Origin of the sequence: Bhargavaea sp. CC-171006, from assembly GCF_009761675.1 — a bacterium.
GTDB classification, from domain to species: Bacteria; Bacillota; Bacilli; order Bacillales_A; family Planococcaceae; genus Bhargavaea; species Bhargavaea changchunensis.
Genome location: NZ_QUZH01000017.1, coordinates 25,923 through 43,904 on the forward strand (window position 1 = coordinate 25,923; position 17,982 = coordinate 43,904).

Annotated in this window: 21 protein-coding genes; all 21 read left to right on the forward strand. The window is 57.2% G+C overall.

Features of this window, described 5'->3' with window-relative positions; genetic code table 11:
* Positions 1–46 precede the first annotated feature (46 nt).
* The 21 genes from DZC51_RS08270 to glnA all read left to right on the forward strand — a co-directional run bounded on the left by DZC51_RS08270 (position 47) and on the right by glnA (position 17,955).
* Entirely contained in the window at positions 47–418 is a 372-nt protein-coding gene (locus tag DZC51_RS08270; protein ID WP_157294914.1) for a PaaI family thioesterase, read from the forward strand.
* A 26-nt stretch (positions 419–444) separates the two neighbouring features.
* Complete coding sequence (locus DZC51_RS08275) at positions 445–1,245, forward strand: alpha/beta fold hydrolase (RefSeq protein WP_157294915.1); 801 nt, start codon at positions 445–447, stop codon at positions 1,243–1,245.
* 223 nt (positions 1,246–1,468) lie between these two features.
* On the forward strand, positions 1,469–2,227 hold the full coding sequence (locus tag DZC51_RS08280) for an SDR family NAD(P)-dependent oxidoreductase (RefSeq protein ID WP_157294916.1): 759 nt from the start codon (positions 1,469–1,471) through the stop codon (positions 2,225–2,227).
* 69 nt (positions 2,228–2,296) lie between these two features.
* Entirely contained in the window at positions 2,297–2,731 is a 435-nt protein-coding gene (locus DZC51_RS08285; RefSeq protein ID WP_157294917.1) for a MarR family winged helix-turn-helix transcriptional regulator, read from the forward strand.
* A 17-nt stretch (positions 2,732–2,748) separates the two neighbouring features.
* Positions 2,749–3,555 (forward strand): SDR family NAD(P)-dependent oxidoreductase, encoded by an 807-nt coding sequence (locus DZC51_RS08290; RefSeq protein WP_157294918.1) that lies wholly within the window; start codon positions 2,749–2,751, stop codon positions 3,553–3,555.
* A gap of 144 nt (positions 3,556–3,699) precedes the next feature.
* Positions 3,700–4,416, forward strand: coding sequence for a GntR family transcriptional regulator (locus DZC51_RS08295; protein ID WP_157294919.1), 717 nt, complete (start codon positions 3,700–3,702; stop codon positions 4,414–4,416).
* A gap of 24 nt (positions 4,417–4,440) precedes the next feature.
* Positions 4,441–4,995 (forward strand): dihydrofolate reductase family protein, encoded by a 555-nt coding sequence (locus DZC51_RS08300; RefSeq protein WP_157294920.1) that lies wholly within the window; start codon positions 4,441–4,443, stop codon positions 4,993–4,995.
* A 339-nt stretch (positions 4,996–5,334) separates the two neighbouring features.
* Entirely contained in the window at positions 5,335–5,757 is a 423-nt protein-coding gene (gene phnG, locus DZC51_RS08305; RefSeq protein ID WP_157294921.1) for a phosphonate C-P lyase system protein PhnG, read from the forward strand.
* Between the two features lie 12 nt (positions 5,758–5,769).
* A complete protein-coding gene (gene phnH / locus DZC51_RS08310) occupies positions 5,770–6,378 on the forward strand; it encodes a phosphonate C-P lyase system protein PhnH (RefSeq protein WP_157294922.1) in 609 nt (202 codons plus the stop codon).
* A complete protein-coding gene (locus DZC51_RS08315; protein ID WP_157294923.1) occupies positions 6,366–7,475 on the forward strand; it encodes a carbon-phosphorus lyase complex subunit PhnI in 1,110 nt (369 codons plus the stop codon). The genes phnH and DZC51_RS08315 overlap by 13 nt, the downstream gene beginning before the upstream one ends.
* The gene (locus tag DZC51_RS08320) at positions 7,465–8,331 is read left to right on the forward strand and encodes an alpha-D-ribose 1-methylphosphonate 5-phosphate C-P-lyase PhnJ (RefSeq protein ID WP_157294924.1); all 867 of its coding nucleotides are present in this window, start codon (positions 7,465–7,467) and stop codon (positions 8,329–8,331) included. The genes DZC51_RS08315 and DZC51_RS08320 overlap by 11 nt, the downstream gene beginning before the upstream one ends.
* Positions 8,318–9,166, forward strand: coding sequence for an ATP-binding cassette domain-containing protein (locus DZC51_RS08325; protein ID WP_157294925.1), 849 nt, complete (start codon positions 8,318–8,320; stop codon positions 9,164–9,166). The genes DZC51_RS08320 and DZC51_RS08325 overlap by 14 nt, the downstream gene beginning before the upstream one ends.
* A gap of 14 nt (positions 9,167–9,180) precedes the next feature.
* On the forward strand, positions 9,181–10,362 hold the full coding sequence (gene phnM / locus DZC51_RS08330) for a phosphonate metabolism protein PhnM (protein WP_157294926.1): 1,182 nt from the start codon (positions 9,181–9,183) through the stop codon (positions 10,360–10,362).
* Positions 10,363–10,377: 15 nt separating this feature from the next.
* A complete protein-coding gene (locus DZC51_RS08335) occupies positions 10,378–11,091 on the forward strand; it encodes a phosphonate C-P lyase system protein PhnL (RefSeq protein WP_157294927.1) in 714 nt (237 codons plus the stop codon).
* On the forward strand, positions 11,088–11,909 hold the full coding sequence (locus DZC51_RS08340) for a PHP domain-containing protein (protein WP_157294928.1): 822 nt from the start codon (positions 11,088–11,090) through the stop codon (positions 11,907–11,909). The genes DZC51_RS08335 and DZC51_RS08340 overlap by 4 nt, the downstream gene beginning before the upstream one ends.
* A 122-nt stretch (positions 11,910–12,031) precedes the next feature.
* Positions 12,032–13,057: a PhnD/SsuA/transferrin family substrate-binding protein gene (locus tag DZC51_RS08345; protein ID WP_198304085.1), complete on the forward strand. Its 1,026-nt coding sequence runs from the start codon at positions 12,032–12,034 to the stop codon at positions 13,055–13,057.
* 91 nt (positions 13,058–13,148) lie between these two features.
* Positions 13,149–13,925, forward strand: a complete 777-nt coding sequence (gene phnC, locus DZC51_RS08350; protein WP_157294930.1) for a phosphonate ABC transporter ATP-binding protein — start codon at positions 13,149–13,151, stop codon at positions 13,923–13,925.
* Between the two features lie 13 nt (positions 13,926–13,938).
* The gene (locus DZC51_RS08355; protein ID WP_157294931.1) at positions 13,939–14,724 is read left to right on the forward strand and encodes a PhnE/PtxC family ABC transporter permease; all 786 of its coding nucleotides are present in this window, start codon (positions 13,939–13,941) and stop codon (positions 14,722–14,724) included.
* A complete protein-coding gene (locus DZC51_RS08360) occupies positions 14,725–15,576 on the forward strand; it encodes an ABC transporter permease subunit (RefSeq protein WP_157294932.1) in 852 nt (283 codons plus the stop codon).
* A 145-nt stretch (positions 15,577–15,721) separates the two neighbouring features.
* Positions 15,722–16,225 carry a methylated-DNA--[protein]-cysteine S-methyltransferase gene (locus DZC51_RS08365; RefSeq protein ID WP_157294933.1) on the forward strand — a complete coding sequence of 168 codons (504 nt, stop codon included), beginning with the start codon at positions 15,722–15,724 and terminating at the stop codon, positions 16,223–16,225.
* A 395-nt stretch (positions 16,226–16,620) separates the two neighbouring features.
* On the forward strand, positions 16,621–17,955 hold the full coding sequence (glnA, locus tag DZC51_RS08370) for a type I glutamate--ammonia ligase (RefSeq protein ID WP_157294934.1): 1,335 nt from the start codon (positions 16,621–16,623) through the stop codon (positions 17,953–17,955).
* Positions 17,956–17,982 lie beyond the last annotated feature (27 nt).

Consider the following 17,982-nt stretch of genomic DNA (forward strand, 5'->3'; position numbering starts at 1 on the left):
ATGTCCCGAAATGGAAGGAAGAAAGGTAAACAGAGGGGGATGCGAAATGTGGATCCAGCAGCCATTCGATGAGTTTTTGGGCTATACATACAACCGGTTGTCAGACGGGGAAGTCGAGGTCGGGCTTGAAGTGAAGGACCTGTACGTGAACAGTGCCGGTGTCATCCATGGGGGCATCATCTCGTCACTTGCCGATGTAGCGATGTCGAACCTGATCCCGGCCGATGATAACGGCGTCCAGCAGATGGTCACGGTCGATTTGAATGTATCTTTCCTGCGGGCGGCGAAAGGACAGTCGCTCCGTGCCGTGGCCCATCTGGAAAAGGACGGCCGCACGCTCGTCCATGCACTCTGCAAGGTCTATGATGAAGAGGGCCGCCAGGTGGCATCAGCCAAAGGGGTATTCTGCAGGATCTGAGGGAAAAGAAGTTGTGAGGTGATGGCATGCCCACATTCAAAAACGGTGACATTTGTCTTTATTATGAAGAGCAGGGAAGCGGGGAACCGCTGATTCTGCTTCACGGTCTCACGATGAACCATCTCCACTTCAGCGTGGACATGGCCCGGCTCCGCCGGCACTTCCGTGTGATCGCCATGGATGCGCGCGGCCACGGGAAATCGGACAAGCCGGATGCCTATACAATCGATGACCATATCGGTGATGTGCTTGCGCTCATGGACCATATCGGACTTGAAAAAACCGACCTGCTCGGTGTGTCGATGGGAAGCTATATTGCGCAGGGTGTTGCAATCCGGGCGCCGGAAAGGGTGGACCGGCTGATTTTGGTGTCGACGAAATCCCATGGGACCACATCTTCATCACAGGCACTGTTCGAGCGCCATGCGGAGGAACTGGAGGGGATGGACTTCCGGGAAAAGATGAATGCCGCCTCCAAGTACATGTTCCGCAACCTGATGGAAGTGGTGGACATCATGCAGAATGAGGATCTGAACGTGCCGCTTACGAGAGAGCAGCAGAAAGCGGCGAATGAAGCACTGAACGGATTCGACTTCAGGCCGGGACTCGGCAAGGTCCGGGCAAAGACACTCGTGATCGCGGGAAGCCATGACGGGCTCAATCCTCCCGAGGCCGGCCGTGAGACGGCGGCACTCATACCGGATGCCGTGTTCATGGAATTCCGGGAATCCGGCCATCTGCCGAACATCGAGGAGCCCCGGCTGTTTTATTCCGTCGTGAAGGAGTTTCTCGATGACGACGGGGGCAATCCGCCACAGGGTTGGTGACTTGCGGGTGTGAGTTTGAAGAAAACACTCCTGAGTTTGAAGAAAGCAGCCCTGAGCTTGAAGAAAACACCTCCGAGTTTGAAGATTACATCCGCTCCACCCGAGAAAAGACGTTCCGCCAGCCAATCCGGCTCCGGAACGTCTTTTTCTATTGCCGAAACCTAAATGGTTTAATGTTAAACTATTTAGTGTTAAACTAGTTGTAACATGAGGAGGGATTGAGATGACAGGAAGACTGCAGGGCAAGACTGCACTCATTACAGGAGCCGGTGGAGGAATCGGTAAAGGGATGGCGCTCGCTTTCGTAAAGGAAGGTGCAAAGGTCGCCATCGTGGACATCAATGAGGAGCTGGGGGCTAAAGCAGAAAAAGAGCTGCAGGCCCATTCTCCGGAGTCATTCTTCATCAAGGGTGATCTGATGGACCACCAAAACCTGTACAAGCTGATTGAGGAAACGGCAGCAAGGTTCGGTAAGCTCGACATTCTTGTAAACAACGCACATGCCTCCCGGCAAAAGCCGTTTGTCGAGACGACGCAGGAAGACTTGGATCTCAGCTTTGGAACCGGATTCTATCCGACCTTCTATCTGATGCAGGCGGCCTATCCTTACCTCAAGGCGTCAAAGGGGTCCGTCATCAACTTTGCTTCAGGCGCGGGTCTCACCGGTCAGGCAAACCAGGCGGCCTATGCGGCCGCGAAAGAAGCCATCCGTGCCATCTCCCGTAACGCGGCGAACGAGTGGGGTCCGGAAGGTATTAACGTCAATCTCATCTCGCCGATCGCCAACTCACCTGGTATTCAGCAATGGAAAGAGCATGAGCCGGAAATGTTCGAAGCCATGCTGGAGAAGATTCCGATGCGCCGGCTCGGTGAGCTTGAGGAAGACATTGGCCGCGTAGCTGTGTTTCTCGCGAGTGAAGATGCCTCTTATATCACAGGCCAGACCATCATGGTAGATGGCGGCTCGATTATGCTTCGCTGACTGCGTCAGCACGCAGAAAAAAATTGTCGCGCTGATTTGGTCATGCGCGGATTGTGGGAGGTTGAATACATGAAGGAAACGGACTTGTTCAGGCTGATTCATTCGACCGAGGCGGTCACAAACGAGATGGTCATCAGATGGACGAAGGCATTCCGTCATAACATCGGCATCTCACCGGTACTGGTTTTGTGGGAACTGAAGACAAACGGTCCTCAGAAGCAGTCGGTTCTTGCAGCCAAGCTCGGTTATACGGCTGCCGCCATTACCAACATTGCGGGGAAGCTCGTGAAGGAAGGGATGGCAGAGAGGCTCGCCGATGAGCAGGACCGACGGATGGTGCTGCTCTCGATTACGGAAAAGGGTGAGTCTGTTCTGCGTGAAGCGCAGGAGACCGGAACACGGCTTCGGTTGAATATGTTCAGTGTACTTTCCGAAGAAGAAGTGGATCAGTATCTCGCCATCAACAAGAAACTGCTGGCTGCCTTGGAACCGGGTGCAGAATGAAAAAGGAGCGGACTTAAATGGGACGTATGGAAGGAAAAGTGGTGCTGGTGACAGGCGGCGCGTCCGGAATCGGACTGTCGGCATCGATGCTGATGGCCAAGGAAGGTGCGAAGGTTGTCATCAGTGACTTTAACGAGGAAGGCGCGAAAGCGGAAGCGAAGAAGATCACCGAATCGGGAGGAGACGCTAAAGGCATTTTCCTGGACGCGGGTGACGAAGATTCGATCCGGGAAGCGGTCGAGTATACAGTGAAGGAATTCGGCAAGCTTCATGTCCTATTCAATAATGTCGGCGTCACTAACCTCAAGAAAGATCTGGACGTGGTCAACATGGACCTGGAGGAATGGGATCGGCTGATGGACGTGAACCTGAAGAGCGTCCTGCTCGGAACACGTTTCACCATTCCGCATATGGTTGAGGCGGGAGGCGGCTCGATCATCAATACGGCTTCGATGGCGGCATTCGCGGGTGACGCCACTCGCTCCGCATATGGAGCATCCAAGGCGGGAGTCGTGAATTTGACACGCTACATCGCAGCCCAGTACGGTAAGGACAAAATCCGCTGCAATGCGGTTGCTCCCGGATTGATCCTGACCCCTGCCGCAAGGAATAACATGCCACAGCAGGTTCTCGATATCTTCGGCAAGTTTAACGCCCTGCCTTACCACGGCGAAGCGGACGACATCGGCTACACAGTCCTGTTTCTTGCCTCCGACGAATCCAAATTCATCACAGGACAGACCATTCAGGTGGAGGGCGGGCATTACATGGCCAATCCTTCAATCGCGGATTTCCAGGCATTTATGGATCAGTCCGGCCAATAAGCGCCGGTTCTCCCCTTCCCGTGCAAGCAGGGAAGGTTTTTTTGTGCAGTCAAACAGAACTGATCTCTCTTTGTCCATTGTTTTCAGATAAACTGGGCGTTCAGGTATGATGAAAGTAAACAGGATGCACGGGGAGCGAGAAGGATGGAAATCGAGAAAGATGCATTGATCATCGATGAACTGATCGAGTTGCTGGAAAGCGGAAACATCCGGCCGGGCGGGAAGCTGCCGTCCGAAAACACATTGGCCGAGCAGTACCGGGTGCCCCGTTATACCGTAAGGAATGCACTCAATCATCTGGAGGAGCGGGGGCTGATCGAGTCCGTACAGGGAAAGGGCCGGTTCCTCAAGCCGGGACCGGCCAGGATTCGGATTCCGCTCAGCGGCAAGACGAGCTTTACGGAGAAGATGGGGGAACTCGGGCACACACTCGAGACGACCATTGTTTCGTGTGAACCGAGTGATAACGGGGAAGCGGCACGGATTCTTACTGCCGACCCGGATGATACCGTCTGGCGGATCGGCCGGCTGCGCGTGGTGGACGGAGAGCCGATCGCCATCCACTACTCCCATGTGCTCGAGTCGCGGTTTCCCGAAATCGGCACGGACGGACCGGGTATCCGGTCCATGTTCAAGTACTACCGGGAACATGGCTACGGGGATTTCGGGAGCGGCAGTGCCCTCCTGAGCGTTGTGTTCCCCTCATCCCGGGAACAGGAACTGCTCCGCTGCAGCCGTCTCGTCCCTCTCCTTGCCCTGGAGAGCAGCTGCCTGGACGGGCATTCCGGCGATACGCTGGAATACACGCGAATCCTGTACCGGAGTGATACCTTTAAATACGACATTTCCGACACACAGTGAAAACACTGAAAGGGGAGCAGAGCGATGCCTGAACAAGGAAAGAGAAGGGTTCTGTTGGATCTTGCTGTCTCACTCGACGGATTCATCGAAGGGAAAAATGGAGAAATCGACTGGTGCATCATGGAGCCGGAGATGAAATTCGAAGAATTCCTCGACGGAATCGGTACAATCCTCTATGGAAGGAAAAGCTATGACCTGTGGGGCCGGTATGTCCCGGAAGAAGGGGCATCCGCAGAAGAAACCGACTTCTGGGAACAAATCAACAGCAAGGAAAAGATCGTCTTCTCAAGAACGAAGGACGGCGATGATGCGGTTTACATCCGGGATGACATTCCTGGTGCGGTCGCGCAGCTAAAGGCGCAGACGGGAAAAGACCTCTGGCTGTACGGCGGAGCGGAGCTGATCACCACCTTTATCAACGAGGGGCTCGTGGACGAATTCAGGCTGTCCGTCCATCCCGTGGTGCTTGGCGAAGGCAAGCCGCTGTTCACGGATGTCAGAGAGCGGCTTGATCTGAAGCTTGCGGATACCCGCACGTTCCCGTCGGGCGTGGTCCAGCTGATCTACCATCGGAATTGAATACGAACAGGCAAGACGGATTTCCGGATAACCGGGGGTCCGTCTTTTTGGAGCTTAGGAAATGATAAAACTTCACTCTGTGGAAGATGATTATCCCCATATCGCCCACGTCGAGCTCCAGCGCCCAGCAACTAGCAAACTTCACCCTCCTCCACTGCGATAAGTCAACATCGGCCCGTACCTCGCCGTGTTTCCTTTATCTCATTACGAAGGGCTCCAGTTTGTACGTTGCTAAGCGGGCGCTTGCGCTTTTGATCTTTACATTTCTTAACACAGCCTTAACCCGCGCTAAGTTGTCGCCAAGTTAGGATGAAGTCAGCAGAGGAGGGAGAGTCCGATATGAAGCGGAGACGCATGACTGAAATCCTGATCGAAGGGAACCCGGAGCTGGCGGCCCGGCTCGCATCTGAAATCAGGCACCACTATCCCGTACGGGAACTGGTCGCCCCCCGGCAAGGCCTGACGATGATCAAAATGCGGGAGACGGCCAAACAGTCCCTGTTTTATCTGGGCGAAGTGCTGGTGACGGAAGCAAAGGTCGAAATCGGGGACCACATCGGCGTCGGCATCGTAGCGGGCGTCCGGGAAGAGCTTGCCGGAAATCTGGCGGTGATCGACGCGGCCTGCCGCGCCGGGCTTTCCGAGACGGCCGGTTGGAGCGCGATGCTGGAGGCGGAAGAGATCCGTTTGGCCGACAGGAAGCGCCGGGAACTGGCCGCGCTGGAAAAGACAAAAGTCCAATTCGACACAATGGAAGAGTGAGGGGAGAGCGCAATGCAACTCGATTCAGTGCATGACATCCAGAAAGTTTACCGTGAACTGCTGCAGTGCATGGCCAGGCCCGGGAAGATCGCGGACATCCGGGAATCGGCAGACAAGGCGGATTTTGTCCGGGAATGCCATCCGGCGACGTTCCTCGTGGTCCAGACGCTGCTGGACGCGGAAGTCACGTTCCATGTGCTCGGGGACCGTACCGACACCATCCGCCGGAAAATCGCGGATTACACGTTTGCCGCGCACACTACTGCTGAAGACGCGGATTATATCATCGCTCCGAAAGGGACAAGTGAGACGGAACTGCTTGAAGCGATGCGGGATTGCAAGGCCGGCACACTTGAGAACCCCCACCAGTCGGCCGCGTGGATCATCGAATCCGAAGCACTGGGGGGTCCGTCGGGCCGAAAGCTGTCGGGTCCCGGCATCCGGGATGAAGCGGAAGCTCCGATTGCCCTCAGCGAGGCATTTGTCAGTACCCGGAACCTGAAAGCGCACGAGTTCCCGACGGGCATCGACCTGATCTTTACGGACGGCGACGGGTACATCTCCTGCATCCCGCGCACGACGGCCATCTCGGCGAAGGAGGAATCGGCATGGGTTATGTAGCGGTCAAAGGCGGCACGGAAGCGATCGAAGCTTCCATCGACCGCCTCAAATACGAACGCCTCAAGGGCGGCAAGCAGGTGGAGGTATCCGCCATCCTTTCCTCGATGAGACTGCTCATCGACCAGGTCATGTCCGAGGCGAGCCTCTACTCTCCGGAGCTTGCGGCGCTTGCGATCAAACAGGCGGAAGGCAGCATGGAGGAAGCCGTATTCCTTCTGAGGGCACATCGCTCGACACTGCCGAGGCTGTATTACAGCGAGACGGTGGAACCGGAGCGGATGGCGGTGGAGCGTCGGATCTCGGCAAGCTTCAAGGACATTCCCGGAGGCCAGCTGCTCGGCGCGACCCATGACTATACGCATCGCCTGATCGACTTCTCCCTCCTCGATGAAAAGGAAGAAGAGCGGAACCAGTGGATGGAGCAATATGAAGCGGAACTGTCCGCACTGGAAAAGGCAACCGGCGACGGCACATATCCGAAAGTGGTGGAGTATCTGAGAAACGAGGGGCTGTTCGAGTCGTTCGAGCCGGACAACACCGAGCCGGATGACGTCACGAAGAATGTCTTCCAGTTTCCCGCTTCGCGCAGCGAGCGCCTGCAGATCCTCACGCGCGGTCAGACAGGCGCCGTGACGGCCCTCGGCTATGCGTCACTCAGGGGTTATGGCCAGGTCCACCCGACGGTCGGCGAAGTCCGCGTGGGCCAATTGCCGATTACGATCCCGGCGCACGGCGGCGAGGATGAAGATGATTCCTACTACATCGGATCGGTCCGGGCGACCGAAGTGGAGTCGTTCGTCCCGATGCCTTCAAAGGGACCGGACGGCAAGCAGGAGCTCCGGTTCGAGATCGGCTATGGCATCTGCTACGGGCAGAACGAAACGAAGGCGATCGCCATGAGCATCCTCGACCAGTGCCTGGAGCACCCTGGAAGCGATGCCCCGCCGCATGACGAGGAATTCGTCCTGACCCATGTGGACACGGTGGAGTCGACCGGATTCATCTCCCACCTGAAGATGCCGCATTATGTCACATTCCAGTCCAAGCTGGACAGCGTGCGCAACACGAGGAAAGGAAGGGACGGACATGAGAGCTGAACCGCAATTCGCCTTCCTCGATGAAGGCTCGAAAAAAGAGATACGCAGGGCGACACTGAAGGCGGTCGCCATCCCTGGCTACCAGGTGCCGTTCGCCTCGCGCGAAATGCCGATGGCACGCGGCTGGGGAACGGGCGGCCTGCAGCTTACCTGCTCGCTCGTCGGGAAAGAAGATGTGCTGAAGGTGATCGACCAGGGAGCAGATGAGTCGGTCAATGCCGTCAGCATCAAGAAACTGGTGCAGGCGACGACGGGCATTCCCGTAACCGAGCGGACGGAGGAAGCGACGCTCATCCAGTCCCGTCACCGGATTCCAGAGATCCCGATGACCAAAGACCAGATCCTCGTCCTGCAGGTGCCGATGCCGGAACCGCTCCGCAAGTATGAGAAAAAGGAATCCATCACGAAGCGGCTTCATGCCGAGAGCGAATACAGCGGAGCATGGCTCATGCTGTTCGAGCAGATCATGAAATACGGGCGGACGACGACGGGTGCCGATCACCCGGTGCTTGTCAATGGCCGGTACGTCATGGCGCCGAGCCCGATCCCCCGTTTTGATAATCAGAAGATGGATCACTCCGAAGCGCTCATTTTGCTCGGAGCCGGCAGGGAGAAGAAAATCTACGCTGTCCCGCCGTATACCGAGATCCGTTCCCTCGCCTTTGAGGACCATCCGTTCAAGGGGGAGGACTTCTCCGGGAAGTGCTGCCGCTTCTGCGGCGCGACCGGTGTCTTCCTGGATGAACTCTACATCGAAGAAACCGGCGTGACGGAGTACCAGTGCAACGACACGAGCCACTGTGCGGACCGGCTGGAGCGCCAGGGCGAAAAAGAGGTGCATCATGCAACAGTTTGAAGAACGTCCCCTATTGAAAGTGGAAAACCTGACCAAACAGTATGGCCCCGGATGCGGCGAATGCAGCCAGCCCGGCAGGCCGGGTCTCATCAAGAACTACTGCCCGTCCTGCGGCACAGTCTACGCCTGCAGCGACGTCTCGCTCAACGTGTACCCGGGGGAGATCCTCGGGATTGTGGGAGAGAGCGGAAGCGGTAAGTCGACCCTGATGCAATGCCTGTATTTTGATCAGGATGTCACGTCAGGCATGCTGACGATCGACGACCCTGAACTCGCGGGTGAGAACCTGTTCGACGTCTCCTCCCAGCGCAAGCGGTACATCCGCAACCACAAATACGGCATGGTCTACCAGAACCCGGTCAAGGGCCTCCGGATGGACTTTTCCTCCATCAGCAACATCGCGGAAAAGCAGATCGCCGCGGGCGGCCGGCATGTCGGCAAGATGCAGTCCGCCGGGGAACGTCTCCTCGACGTCGTCAGCATCCCGCTGTTCCGGATGAAGGAAGAACCGCGCAACTTCTCGGGCGGCATGCAGCAGCGTGTCCAGATCGCCAAAGCGCTTTCGAACGATCCGCCGATCCTGTTCCTCGACGAAGTGACGACAGGCCTTGACCTGTCAGTACGGGCAGCTGTCATCGACCTGATCAAGCAGATCCAGCGCGACCTGGGCATCTCGATGATTGTCGTGTCACACGACTTGGCCGTCATCCGGATGCTTGCAGACCGGACACTTGTCATGCTGAACGGCCGGGTGATCGAGTCCGGCCTGACCGATCAGATCCTTGAAGATCCAAATCACGCATATACCCAGCAGCTGGTTTACTCGCTGCTGTAGGGAGGACGAAGAGTATGCACATTCTGCATAACGGAAAGATCATTCTGGAAGACCGGACTCTTGAGGGGATGGCCGTTCTCGTCGACGGTGACCGCATCGCCGACATCGTCCCGGAAGAAGAAATCGGGCATTGGCCGGACGCGGAGCTGCTCGATGCAAACGGCGGGTACATCACGCCGGGGTTCGTCGACATTCATTCGGACTATATCGAGACGATCGCCTCTCCGCGTCCGACGAGCATCATGGACTTTAACATGGCGCTGCGGGAAGCGGAAAAAATCCTGATCAATCACGGGATCACGACGATGTTCCATTCTCTGTCCTTCTATAAGGAAGACATGTTCAGCCATAAGCCGATCCGGCAGCCGGAAAACGTCCAGCGGCTTGTCGATGCAATCAGTTCACTGCGTGACCGCCTCCACCTGATCCGCCACCGTCTTCACGCCCGGTTCGAGCTGGACAACATAGGCGAAGTGGACACGCTGATCCAAAACATCCGGGACGGCAAGGTGCATCTCCTGTCATTCATGGATCATACCCCGGGGCAGGGCCAGTACCGGGATCTTGAGGTCTACAGCAATACGCTAAAGGGCTACCGCGACATCTCGGACGATGAAGTGGGCGTCCTGATCGCAGAACGTGTCAGCCGGGAGCAGATGACGATCGAGCGCATCCGGGAAGTAGCCGAAATCGCAATTGACCGGGGAATCGCTGTCGCGTCCCATGACGACGACCACGAGGAAAAGCTGGAGCTTGTCCGCTCGTACGGCACGACGATCAGTGAGTTCCCGATCACATTGGACGTCGCCAAAAAAGCGAATGAACTCGGGATGGCCACGATCGTCGGCGCGCCGAACGTGCTGATGGGCGGCTCGCATTCGGGCAATTTGTCAGCAGCTGAAGCAATCCGGGAAGGCTGCGCGGATATTTTGTGCAGCGACTACTACCCGGCGGCGCTCCTTCATTCGATCTTCAGGCTGCACGACGAGTGCGGGCTTCCGCTCCACGAAGGATTCGCCAAGGTGACAATCCGTCCGGCACAGGCCGTCAACATGGAACAGGAAATCGGCTCGGTCTGCCCGGGGAAAAAAGCGGATCTGCTCATCATCGAGCGGATGGACGACGGCTACCCGATGCTGAGCGCGACGATGGTCAACGGCGTGGTCGTCACAAGGACGAATTACCGGAAAAGCTGAGAGGAGGGGGACAAATTGGTCATGCTCGAAGTGAAAGAGTTCGGCAAGCGGTTCACGAGCCATCATCTGAATACCACGAGGAAGGCAGTGGAAGGAATCAGTTTCAGCCTGGAACAGGGCGGATTCATCGGCATCGTCGGCAAGAGCGGAAGCGGCAAGTCGACGATCCTTAAAAGCATCTACCGCACCTATCTGCCCGACGAGGGAGAAATCTGGTTCGACTCGGAGCGGTTCGGGAGGATCAATCTGCTAAAGGCGGAAGAGCGCCAGGTGATCTGGCTGAGAAAGCATGAGATCGGCTATGTCTCCCAATTCCTGAACGTCATGCCGCGAACGACGGCAAGGGAACTTGTCGAGCAGGCGCTCCTCGGGATGGGTGAATCGCCCGAGGCGGCAACTATCAAGGCCGAGCAGTCGCTTCGCCATTTCGACCTGGACGAGCGGCTGTGGGACACCTTCCCGAACACGTTCTCGGGCGGGGAAAAACTACGGCTGAATATTGCTATTGCTACGGTGAAGAAGCCTCGCCTCCTCCTGCTGGACGAGCCGACCGCCAGCCTGGATTACCAGTCCAAGCTGAAAGTCCGGGAAGTGATCGAAAAGCTGAAGGCGGACGGCACGACGCTCGTCGGCATCTTCCACGACCTGGAGTTCATGGAAGGGCTGTGCGACTGCGTGTATGACATGAACGAAAAAGCCCTTCGCGGAATGCCGGAGGTGCAGCGATGAAAGCGGATCTTCATGTCCACAGCCGGTATTCCGACGGTGCCGATACGGTCCGGGAGGTTTTGGAGCGTGCTGTGGATGCAGGCATCACCCATATCAGCTTCGTCGACCACGACACGACAGACGGACTGGAAGAGGCGCTCGCCCTAGGTGAAGAGTACGGGGTTACGGTCATTCCGGGCATTGAAATCTCGGCCTATGACTTTAAACGCAACCGCAAAGTCCACGTGCTGGGGTACAACTACAGACCTGATGCGCGGCACACCAATGCCCTTTGCCGCCCGCTCCAGGAACGGCGTCACAGGCACACGCTCGAGCAGGCCGGAAAAATCCGGGAGACCGGTCTCCGGCTGGATGAGGAGCAGCTGATCGCCAAGGTTCCGGAAGGCGGTGTCGTCTACAAGCAGCACATCATGGATCTGCTGACGGATGCGCCGTTTGATTCGGCAGATTACCAACAGCTGTACCGCTCCCTGTTCAAGGACGGAGGACCCGCGTCGGGGGATATCCGGTACATCGACGTGTTCGACGCCGTGCGCGCCATCAAAGAGGATGGCGGCTTCGCGGTCATCGCGCACCCCGGACAGCTGGATTCGTATGATTTGATCCCGGAACTTGTGGCCGCGGGACTGGACGGAATCGAGCGTCACCACCTGGACCACACGGCAGAGGACCACGAACGGATCGACGGTCTGGTTGCGGAATACGGCCTGTTCACAACGGGCGGATCCGACTGCCACGGCCGGTACGGCACCCCTGTAAACATGGGGGAATTAATCAGTCCGGACAACGCGCTGTTAATGTCTTGTAAACATTCTTAAAACAGTCTAAAGAAGCGGGACAAACCATAGCCCTGCACCCCGGTTCCATGCTTCAATGAAGCTGAACCACGCAGGATCTGCATTAAGGAAAGGCCAAAACATCAGGAAAAGGGGATCGGATGATGAAAAAACGATTCGGGCTGCTGCTTGCGGCCGCAGCCACTGCAGCACTGTTGGGAGCTTGTTCGGAAGGAGATGCGCAAAGCGCAGACAAGGGAGACGACGTGGTCGACATCGTCTGGTATCCGAACGAATCCGGGAACGATCTGAAGGGTGCCCGTGATGCAGTGGGCGAAGCGGTCGGCGAAGCCACCGGCAAAGAAGTCAAGCACCATCTGACGACGGACTATGCCATCGCAATCGAAACAATCGTCAACAACAATGCCGAACTCGCCTTCATGGGTGCGCAGGGCTACATCGAGGCAAAGGAAGGCAACGAAGCCATCGAACCGCTGGCCGTGCCGACCGGCCCGTCCGGCACGCTCGATGACGCCAAGTACCATTCCTGGATCGCAGTCGAGAAGGAAAATGCCGATGAGTACAAAGACGGCGACGGCTATAAGATCGATCCGATCGAAGGAAAGTCGTTCTCCTTCGTCTCGAACAGCTCGACTTCCGGCTTTGTCGTTCCTTCGTCTTCGATTCTGAATCACTTCTCCGACAAGGGGCTGAGCGAGGAAGACCTGATGGAGGGAGGCCCGTTCTTTGAACAGGTCCAGTTCGGCGGCTCCCACCAGGGTTCTGCAGTCAACCTGCTTAAAGGAACCGTTGATGCAGCGGCATTCTGCGATACTTGCGTGGATAACTATGTGGAAGTGGCCGAAGGTGAAGAAAACACACCGGGATCGGTCTACCGAGTCAAGGACGGGGCAGCCGAGCCGTTCCACACCGTACCGGGAGAAGAGTTTGTGCTCATCAGCGTGACGCCTGTCCTGAACGCTCCGTTTGTCGCCAACACGGAAGTGCTGAGCGAAGAGGACTTCAACAAGATCCGAGATGCCTTCACATCTGATGAAATGGCTGAAAATGAGGATGTCTTCGTACCGGCAGACTCGGAAGCGTCCGGCCTCTTCAAGAAGACGGAAGGCGAGCGTTTCGTGGAAGTGGAAGACAGCTGGTTTGACCCGATCCGCGAGCTTTCCAACTGAGTTGCTGAGTTCCCGGCCCGCCGGAACGGCTATTTGCCGGCCGGCGGGTCATTGTGCCACGGCCATCCTATAAAGCAAAGGAGTTTTTTCAGTGCCATTACTGGAAGTGAACGGTCTGACGAAGTCCTACCAGCCGGGTAATCCGATTCTGAAGGATGTTTCGTTTTCAGTTGAAGCAGGGGAGTTTGTCGCGGTGATCGGCCCTTCGGGGGCGGGGAAGTCCACGATGCTTCGCTGCCTGAACCGGATGGTCGACATCGCAGAGGGACAGGTGTTCTTCGACGGCAAGGACGTCGGGGCCCAGAACAAGAAAGGCCTGCGGGATGTCCGCAAGCACATCGGCATGGTTTTCCAGCACTATAACCTCGTCCCGAGGCTGACCGTCATCGAAAATGTCCTGCACGGCCGCTTCGGGTACAAGTCGACCCTGCAGGGAGTCCTCGGACGGTTCACGGAAGCGGAAAAGCAGAAGGCGTTTGAGCTTCTGGAAAAGCTCGGCATCGCCGAACACGCCTATAAGCGGTGTGATCAGCTGAGCGGCGGCCAGCAACAGCGCGTCGGCATCTGCCGGGCACTGATCCAGGACCCGAAAATCATCCTCTGCGATGAGCCGATCGCCTCGCTCGACCCGAACTCGTCCAAGGTGATCATGGACCACCTGAAAACAATCTCCATCGAGTTCGGCATCACGTGCATCGTCAACCTCCACCAAGTGGATGTGGCGAAAGACTATGCGAACCGGGTCATCGGGCTGAAAAAGGGCGAAGTGGTCTTTGACGGACCGAGCCTCTTGCTGTCGGAAAGCTTCACCGATGAAATCTACGGCATGAAAACCGCCGTGGAGACCCGCGAACTGATCACTGTCTGAGGAGCCTGACAACATGAATGAAACCGTGCTGAAAAAACGAAAATTCCAGATGACGATGCTTTTCCTTGGGGTCATCGTCCTCACTTATCTGTCCGCATGGGTCACCGACTACGGCTTCGTCAGCAGTCTTGAAGCAGTTCCGGGGGCAATGGTGTGGATGGCCTCCAATCTGCTCGTGGACGGGGAGGCGCTCGGCAAACTTCCCGACATCATGGGCAAGCTGATCGAGACGGTCTTCATGTCGATTGCTGCCACAACGATCGCCGCTGCATTGTCGCTGTTCCTAGCGATCATGGGCTCGAAGACGACGATGGTGAACCGGGCGTTCGGTGCCGTGTCACGCTTTGTCGCCTCGCTTTCCCGGAACATCCCGGTCGTGGCCTGGTCGCTGATTCTTCTCCTTTCCTTCGGCCAGAACTCGGTGACCGGATTTCTGGCCCTGTTCGTCGGCACGGTCGGTTTCCTGACCAGGGCCTTTATCGAAACGATCGATGAAGCGGCACTCGGGTCTGTCGAGGCGCTGCGGGCGACCGGTGCGACGTACTGGCAGATTGTCAGCAAAGCCGTGGTGCCGCAGGGCCTTCCGCAGATGGTCAGCTGGGTGCTGTTCATGATCGAGACGAACATCCGAAGCGCCACACTGGTCGGCATCCTGACGGGCACGGGAATCGGCTATATGTTCGATATGTACTATAAGACGATGAACTACGAGGTGGTCGCGCTGATCACGATCACGATCGTGCTGTCTGTCATCCTGATTGAACTACTCTCGACGAGAATCCGGAAGGTGATCCTGTAAATGCAGCAGATAACCCGACAACCGACCGTCATCCGGCGAACCCGGGCGGGCAAGATCAACATCCGTTCCGGCAACCGGGTCAGCCTCGTCCTCCGTTCGACGCTCTGGACGCTCGGCGCACTGACGATCCTCGCCTTTTTCTTCTTCGACTACACCGGCTTCCGGCCGCTCCAGGCGATTCCGGAGACCCTCTATAACCTGAAAGCCATGTTCCTGGAGCCGAAGCTCAGCCACTTCGGCTGGGGCGAGGCGGCCATGCAGGTCGCCATCACACTCGGGCTCGGCGCGCTCGCCACGGTGTTCGGCGCGGTATTCGCCTTTTTCCTGGCGCTCGGCGCCGCGGAAAACCTGAGCGTCCCCTGGCTGTCCAAATCGATCCGAGTCGTCGTCGCGTTTGTCCGCGCGGTGCCCACGGTGCTCTGGGTCCTGATTTTCGCCATTGCGGCGGGACTCGGCAGTGAAGCTGCCGTCCTCGGAATGCTGTTCCACTCGGTCGCTTATCTTGTGAAGGCCTTCTCGGAAGCTTTCGAGGAAGTTGACCCGAAGATTCTGGAGGCGCTCCGCTCTACGGGCGCCGGCTGGTGGCAGACCGTCGTCCACGGCGTGCTGCCATCCACATTCACCTATCTTCTGTCATGGACCTTCCTCCGCTTCGAGATCAACTTCTCGGTGGCTGTCGCAATGGGTGCGGCCGCCGGAGCGGGCGGCATCGGTTTCGAACTCTTCATGGCATCCGGCTTCTACTTCGACCTGCGCGAAGTCGGCATGATCACGTATATGATCCTTATCGTCGCCATCGTGCTCGAAGTGTTCTCGACACGTCTCAAGAGCCGCGTCTATTCGGCGGGCTGATGCCGCATCATCCCTTCTCTTTGCGGAGAGGGGATTTTCTGATTTCCGACAGCTTTCGATTCATTTCCCGGGAAATATGGCGAGAAATCCCGAAAAAGATTGCTGTATAATGGGGGTCACCAACAACAAAAGGGGAGGATGAACGATGGGAACAATCCGCTGGTCACAGCTTCAGCAGGGGGACTGGGACCTCATCATCGCAGCGACGGACAAGGGGCTCTGCTGGATCGGCTCGGAAGGTCGCGGCTTCGATGAGCTCGAGGAGTGGGCAGGCGCGCGTCGCCCAGGAGCTGAACTGATCCGCGACGACAGAGCACTTGATCCGTACAGGAAACAGCTTGGCGAATACTTTGACGGCGGACGGACCGAGTTTGACTTGCCGGTCGATCTCGGAGGCACTCCGTTCCAGCAGAAAGTCTGGCAGGCGCTCCGGGACATTCCGTGCGGCGAGACAGTGACATACTCCGACATCGCGGAGCGCATCGGGCACCCGACCGCCGTCCGTGCCGTCGCCGCCGCCATCGGAGCCAACCCCGTCCTCATGCTTGTCCCGTGCCACCGGGTCATCGGCAAAAACGGAAAGCTCACCGGATTCCGGGGCGGGCTGTCGATGAAGGAGCGGCTGCTCGCGCTGGAAGCGGCAGAATAAGCGGACAAGGACAGCGAAAGACCAGGCAAAGCGGTTAAGAGTACAGGCGGAGATCACGAAAGACCAGGCGACTCCCCTGAGAGTCCATGCGGAGACAACGAAAGACCAGGCACTTTCATAAATGGACGCTTGTCCGGAATCAATCTCTGTGCTATTCTGATTGCCCGCTCCCTTTCTGTCCGCAGGCAGAATAAGGGAAATGAAACGCTACCATTTTCATCCTTTTCCCAATTATGGGGAAGGGTTTTTCTTTTGTCTTTGTATGGGAATATTAATCTCATTTTTTCAATTAAATTCCTGAAATACTTCTTGCTTATGCCCTTTTCCGACAGTATGATAAAAAAATGTGATGGCCGGGCGCCGTTGCAACAACTGTAAAAGGAGAGTGGCTGAAAATGGGCAAGTATACACGCGATGACATCTGGAAGTTTGTTGAGGAAGACAATGTGAATTTCATCCGCCTCCAATTCACCGACGTGCTTGGCACGATCAAGAATGTGGAGATCCCGGTCAGCCAGCTCGACAAGGCGCTCGACAACAAGATGATGTTCGACGGCTCTTCGATCGAAGGCTTTGTGCGCATCGAGGAGTCCGATATGTACCTGATCCCGGATCTCGACACGTGGATGGTGTTCCCGTGGACAACCGGCAAGGGCAAGGTCGCGCGGCTGATCTGCGACATCTCCAAGGCGGACGGCACGCCGTTCGAGGGGGACCCGAGGAATAATCTGAAACGCGTTCTGAAAGAGATGGAAGAAATGGGCTTCACCCACTTCAACCTCGGGCCTGAGCCGGAGTTTTTCCTGTTCAAGCTGGACCACAACCTGCAGCCGACGCTTGAGCTGAATGACAACGGCGGCTACTTCGACCTCGCGCCGACCGACCTCGGCGAAAACTGCCGCAGGGATATCGTGCTCGAGCTTGAGGAGATGGGCTTTGAGATCGAGGCGTCCCACCACGAAGTGGCACCGGGACAGCATGAGATCGACTTCAAATACGCAGACGCACTTGCCGCATGCGACAATATCCAGACGTTCAAGCTTGTCGTCAAGACGATCGCGCGCAAACATGGCCTGCATGCGACATTTATGCCAAAGCCGCTGTTCGGCGTCGCGGGCTCCGGCATGCACTGCAACATCTCTCTGTTCAAGGGCGACGAGAACGCGTTCTTCGACGAAGCAGGACAGATGAAGCTGAGCGAGACCGCCTACAAGTTCATGGCGGGCGTCCTTGAGCATGTCCGCAACTTCACCGCGGTCACGAACCCGACCGTCAACTCCTACAAGCGGCTTGTACCAGGCTATGAGGCGCCGAGCTATGTGGCGTGGAGCGCGCAGAACCGCAGCCCGCTCGTCCGGATTCCGGCGTCTCGGGGCCTGTCCACACGGATTGAAGTCCGTTCCGTCGACCCGTCCGCGAACCCGTACCTGGCACTGGCGGTCATCCTGAAGGCCGGCCTCGACGGCATCAAGCGGGACCTTGACGTCCCGGCGCCGGTCGACCGCAACCTGTATGAGATGACACCGGAGGAACTGGAAGAGGCAGGCATCGGAACACTGCCGACCGACCTCGACCATGCACTTAATGCCCTCGCAACGGATGAAACGATCCGCGAGGCGCTCGGCAGCCATATCTACAAAAACTATATGGACGCCAAGCGCATGGAGTGGGAGCAGTACCGCATAACCGTCCACCCGTGGGAGCGCGAGCAGTACATGAAGATGTACTGATACGCTACAATAAACCGCAGGAGGGAT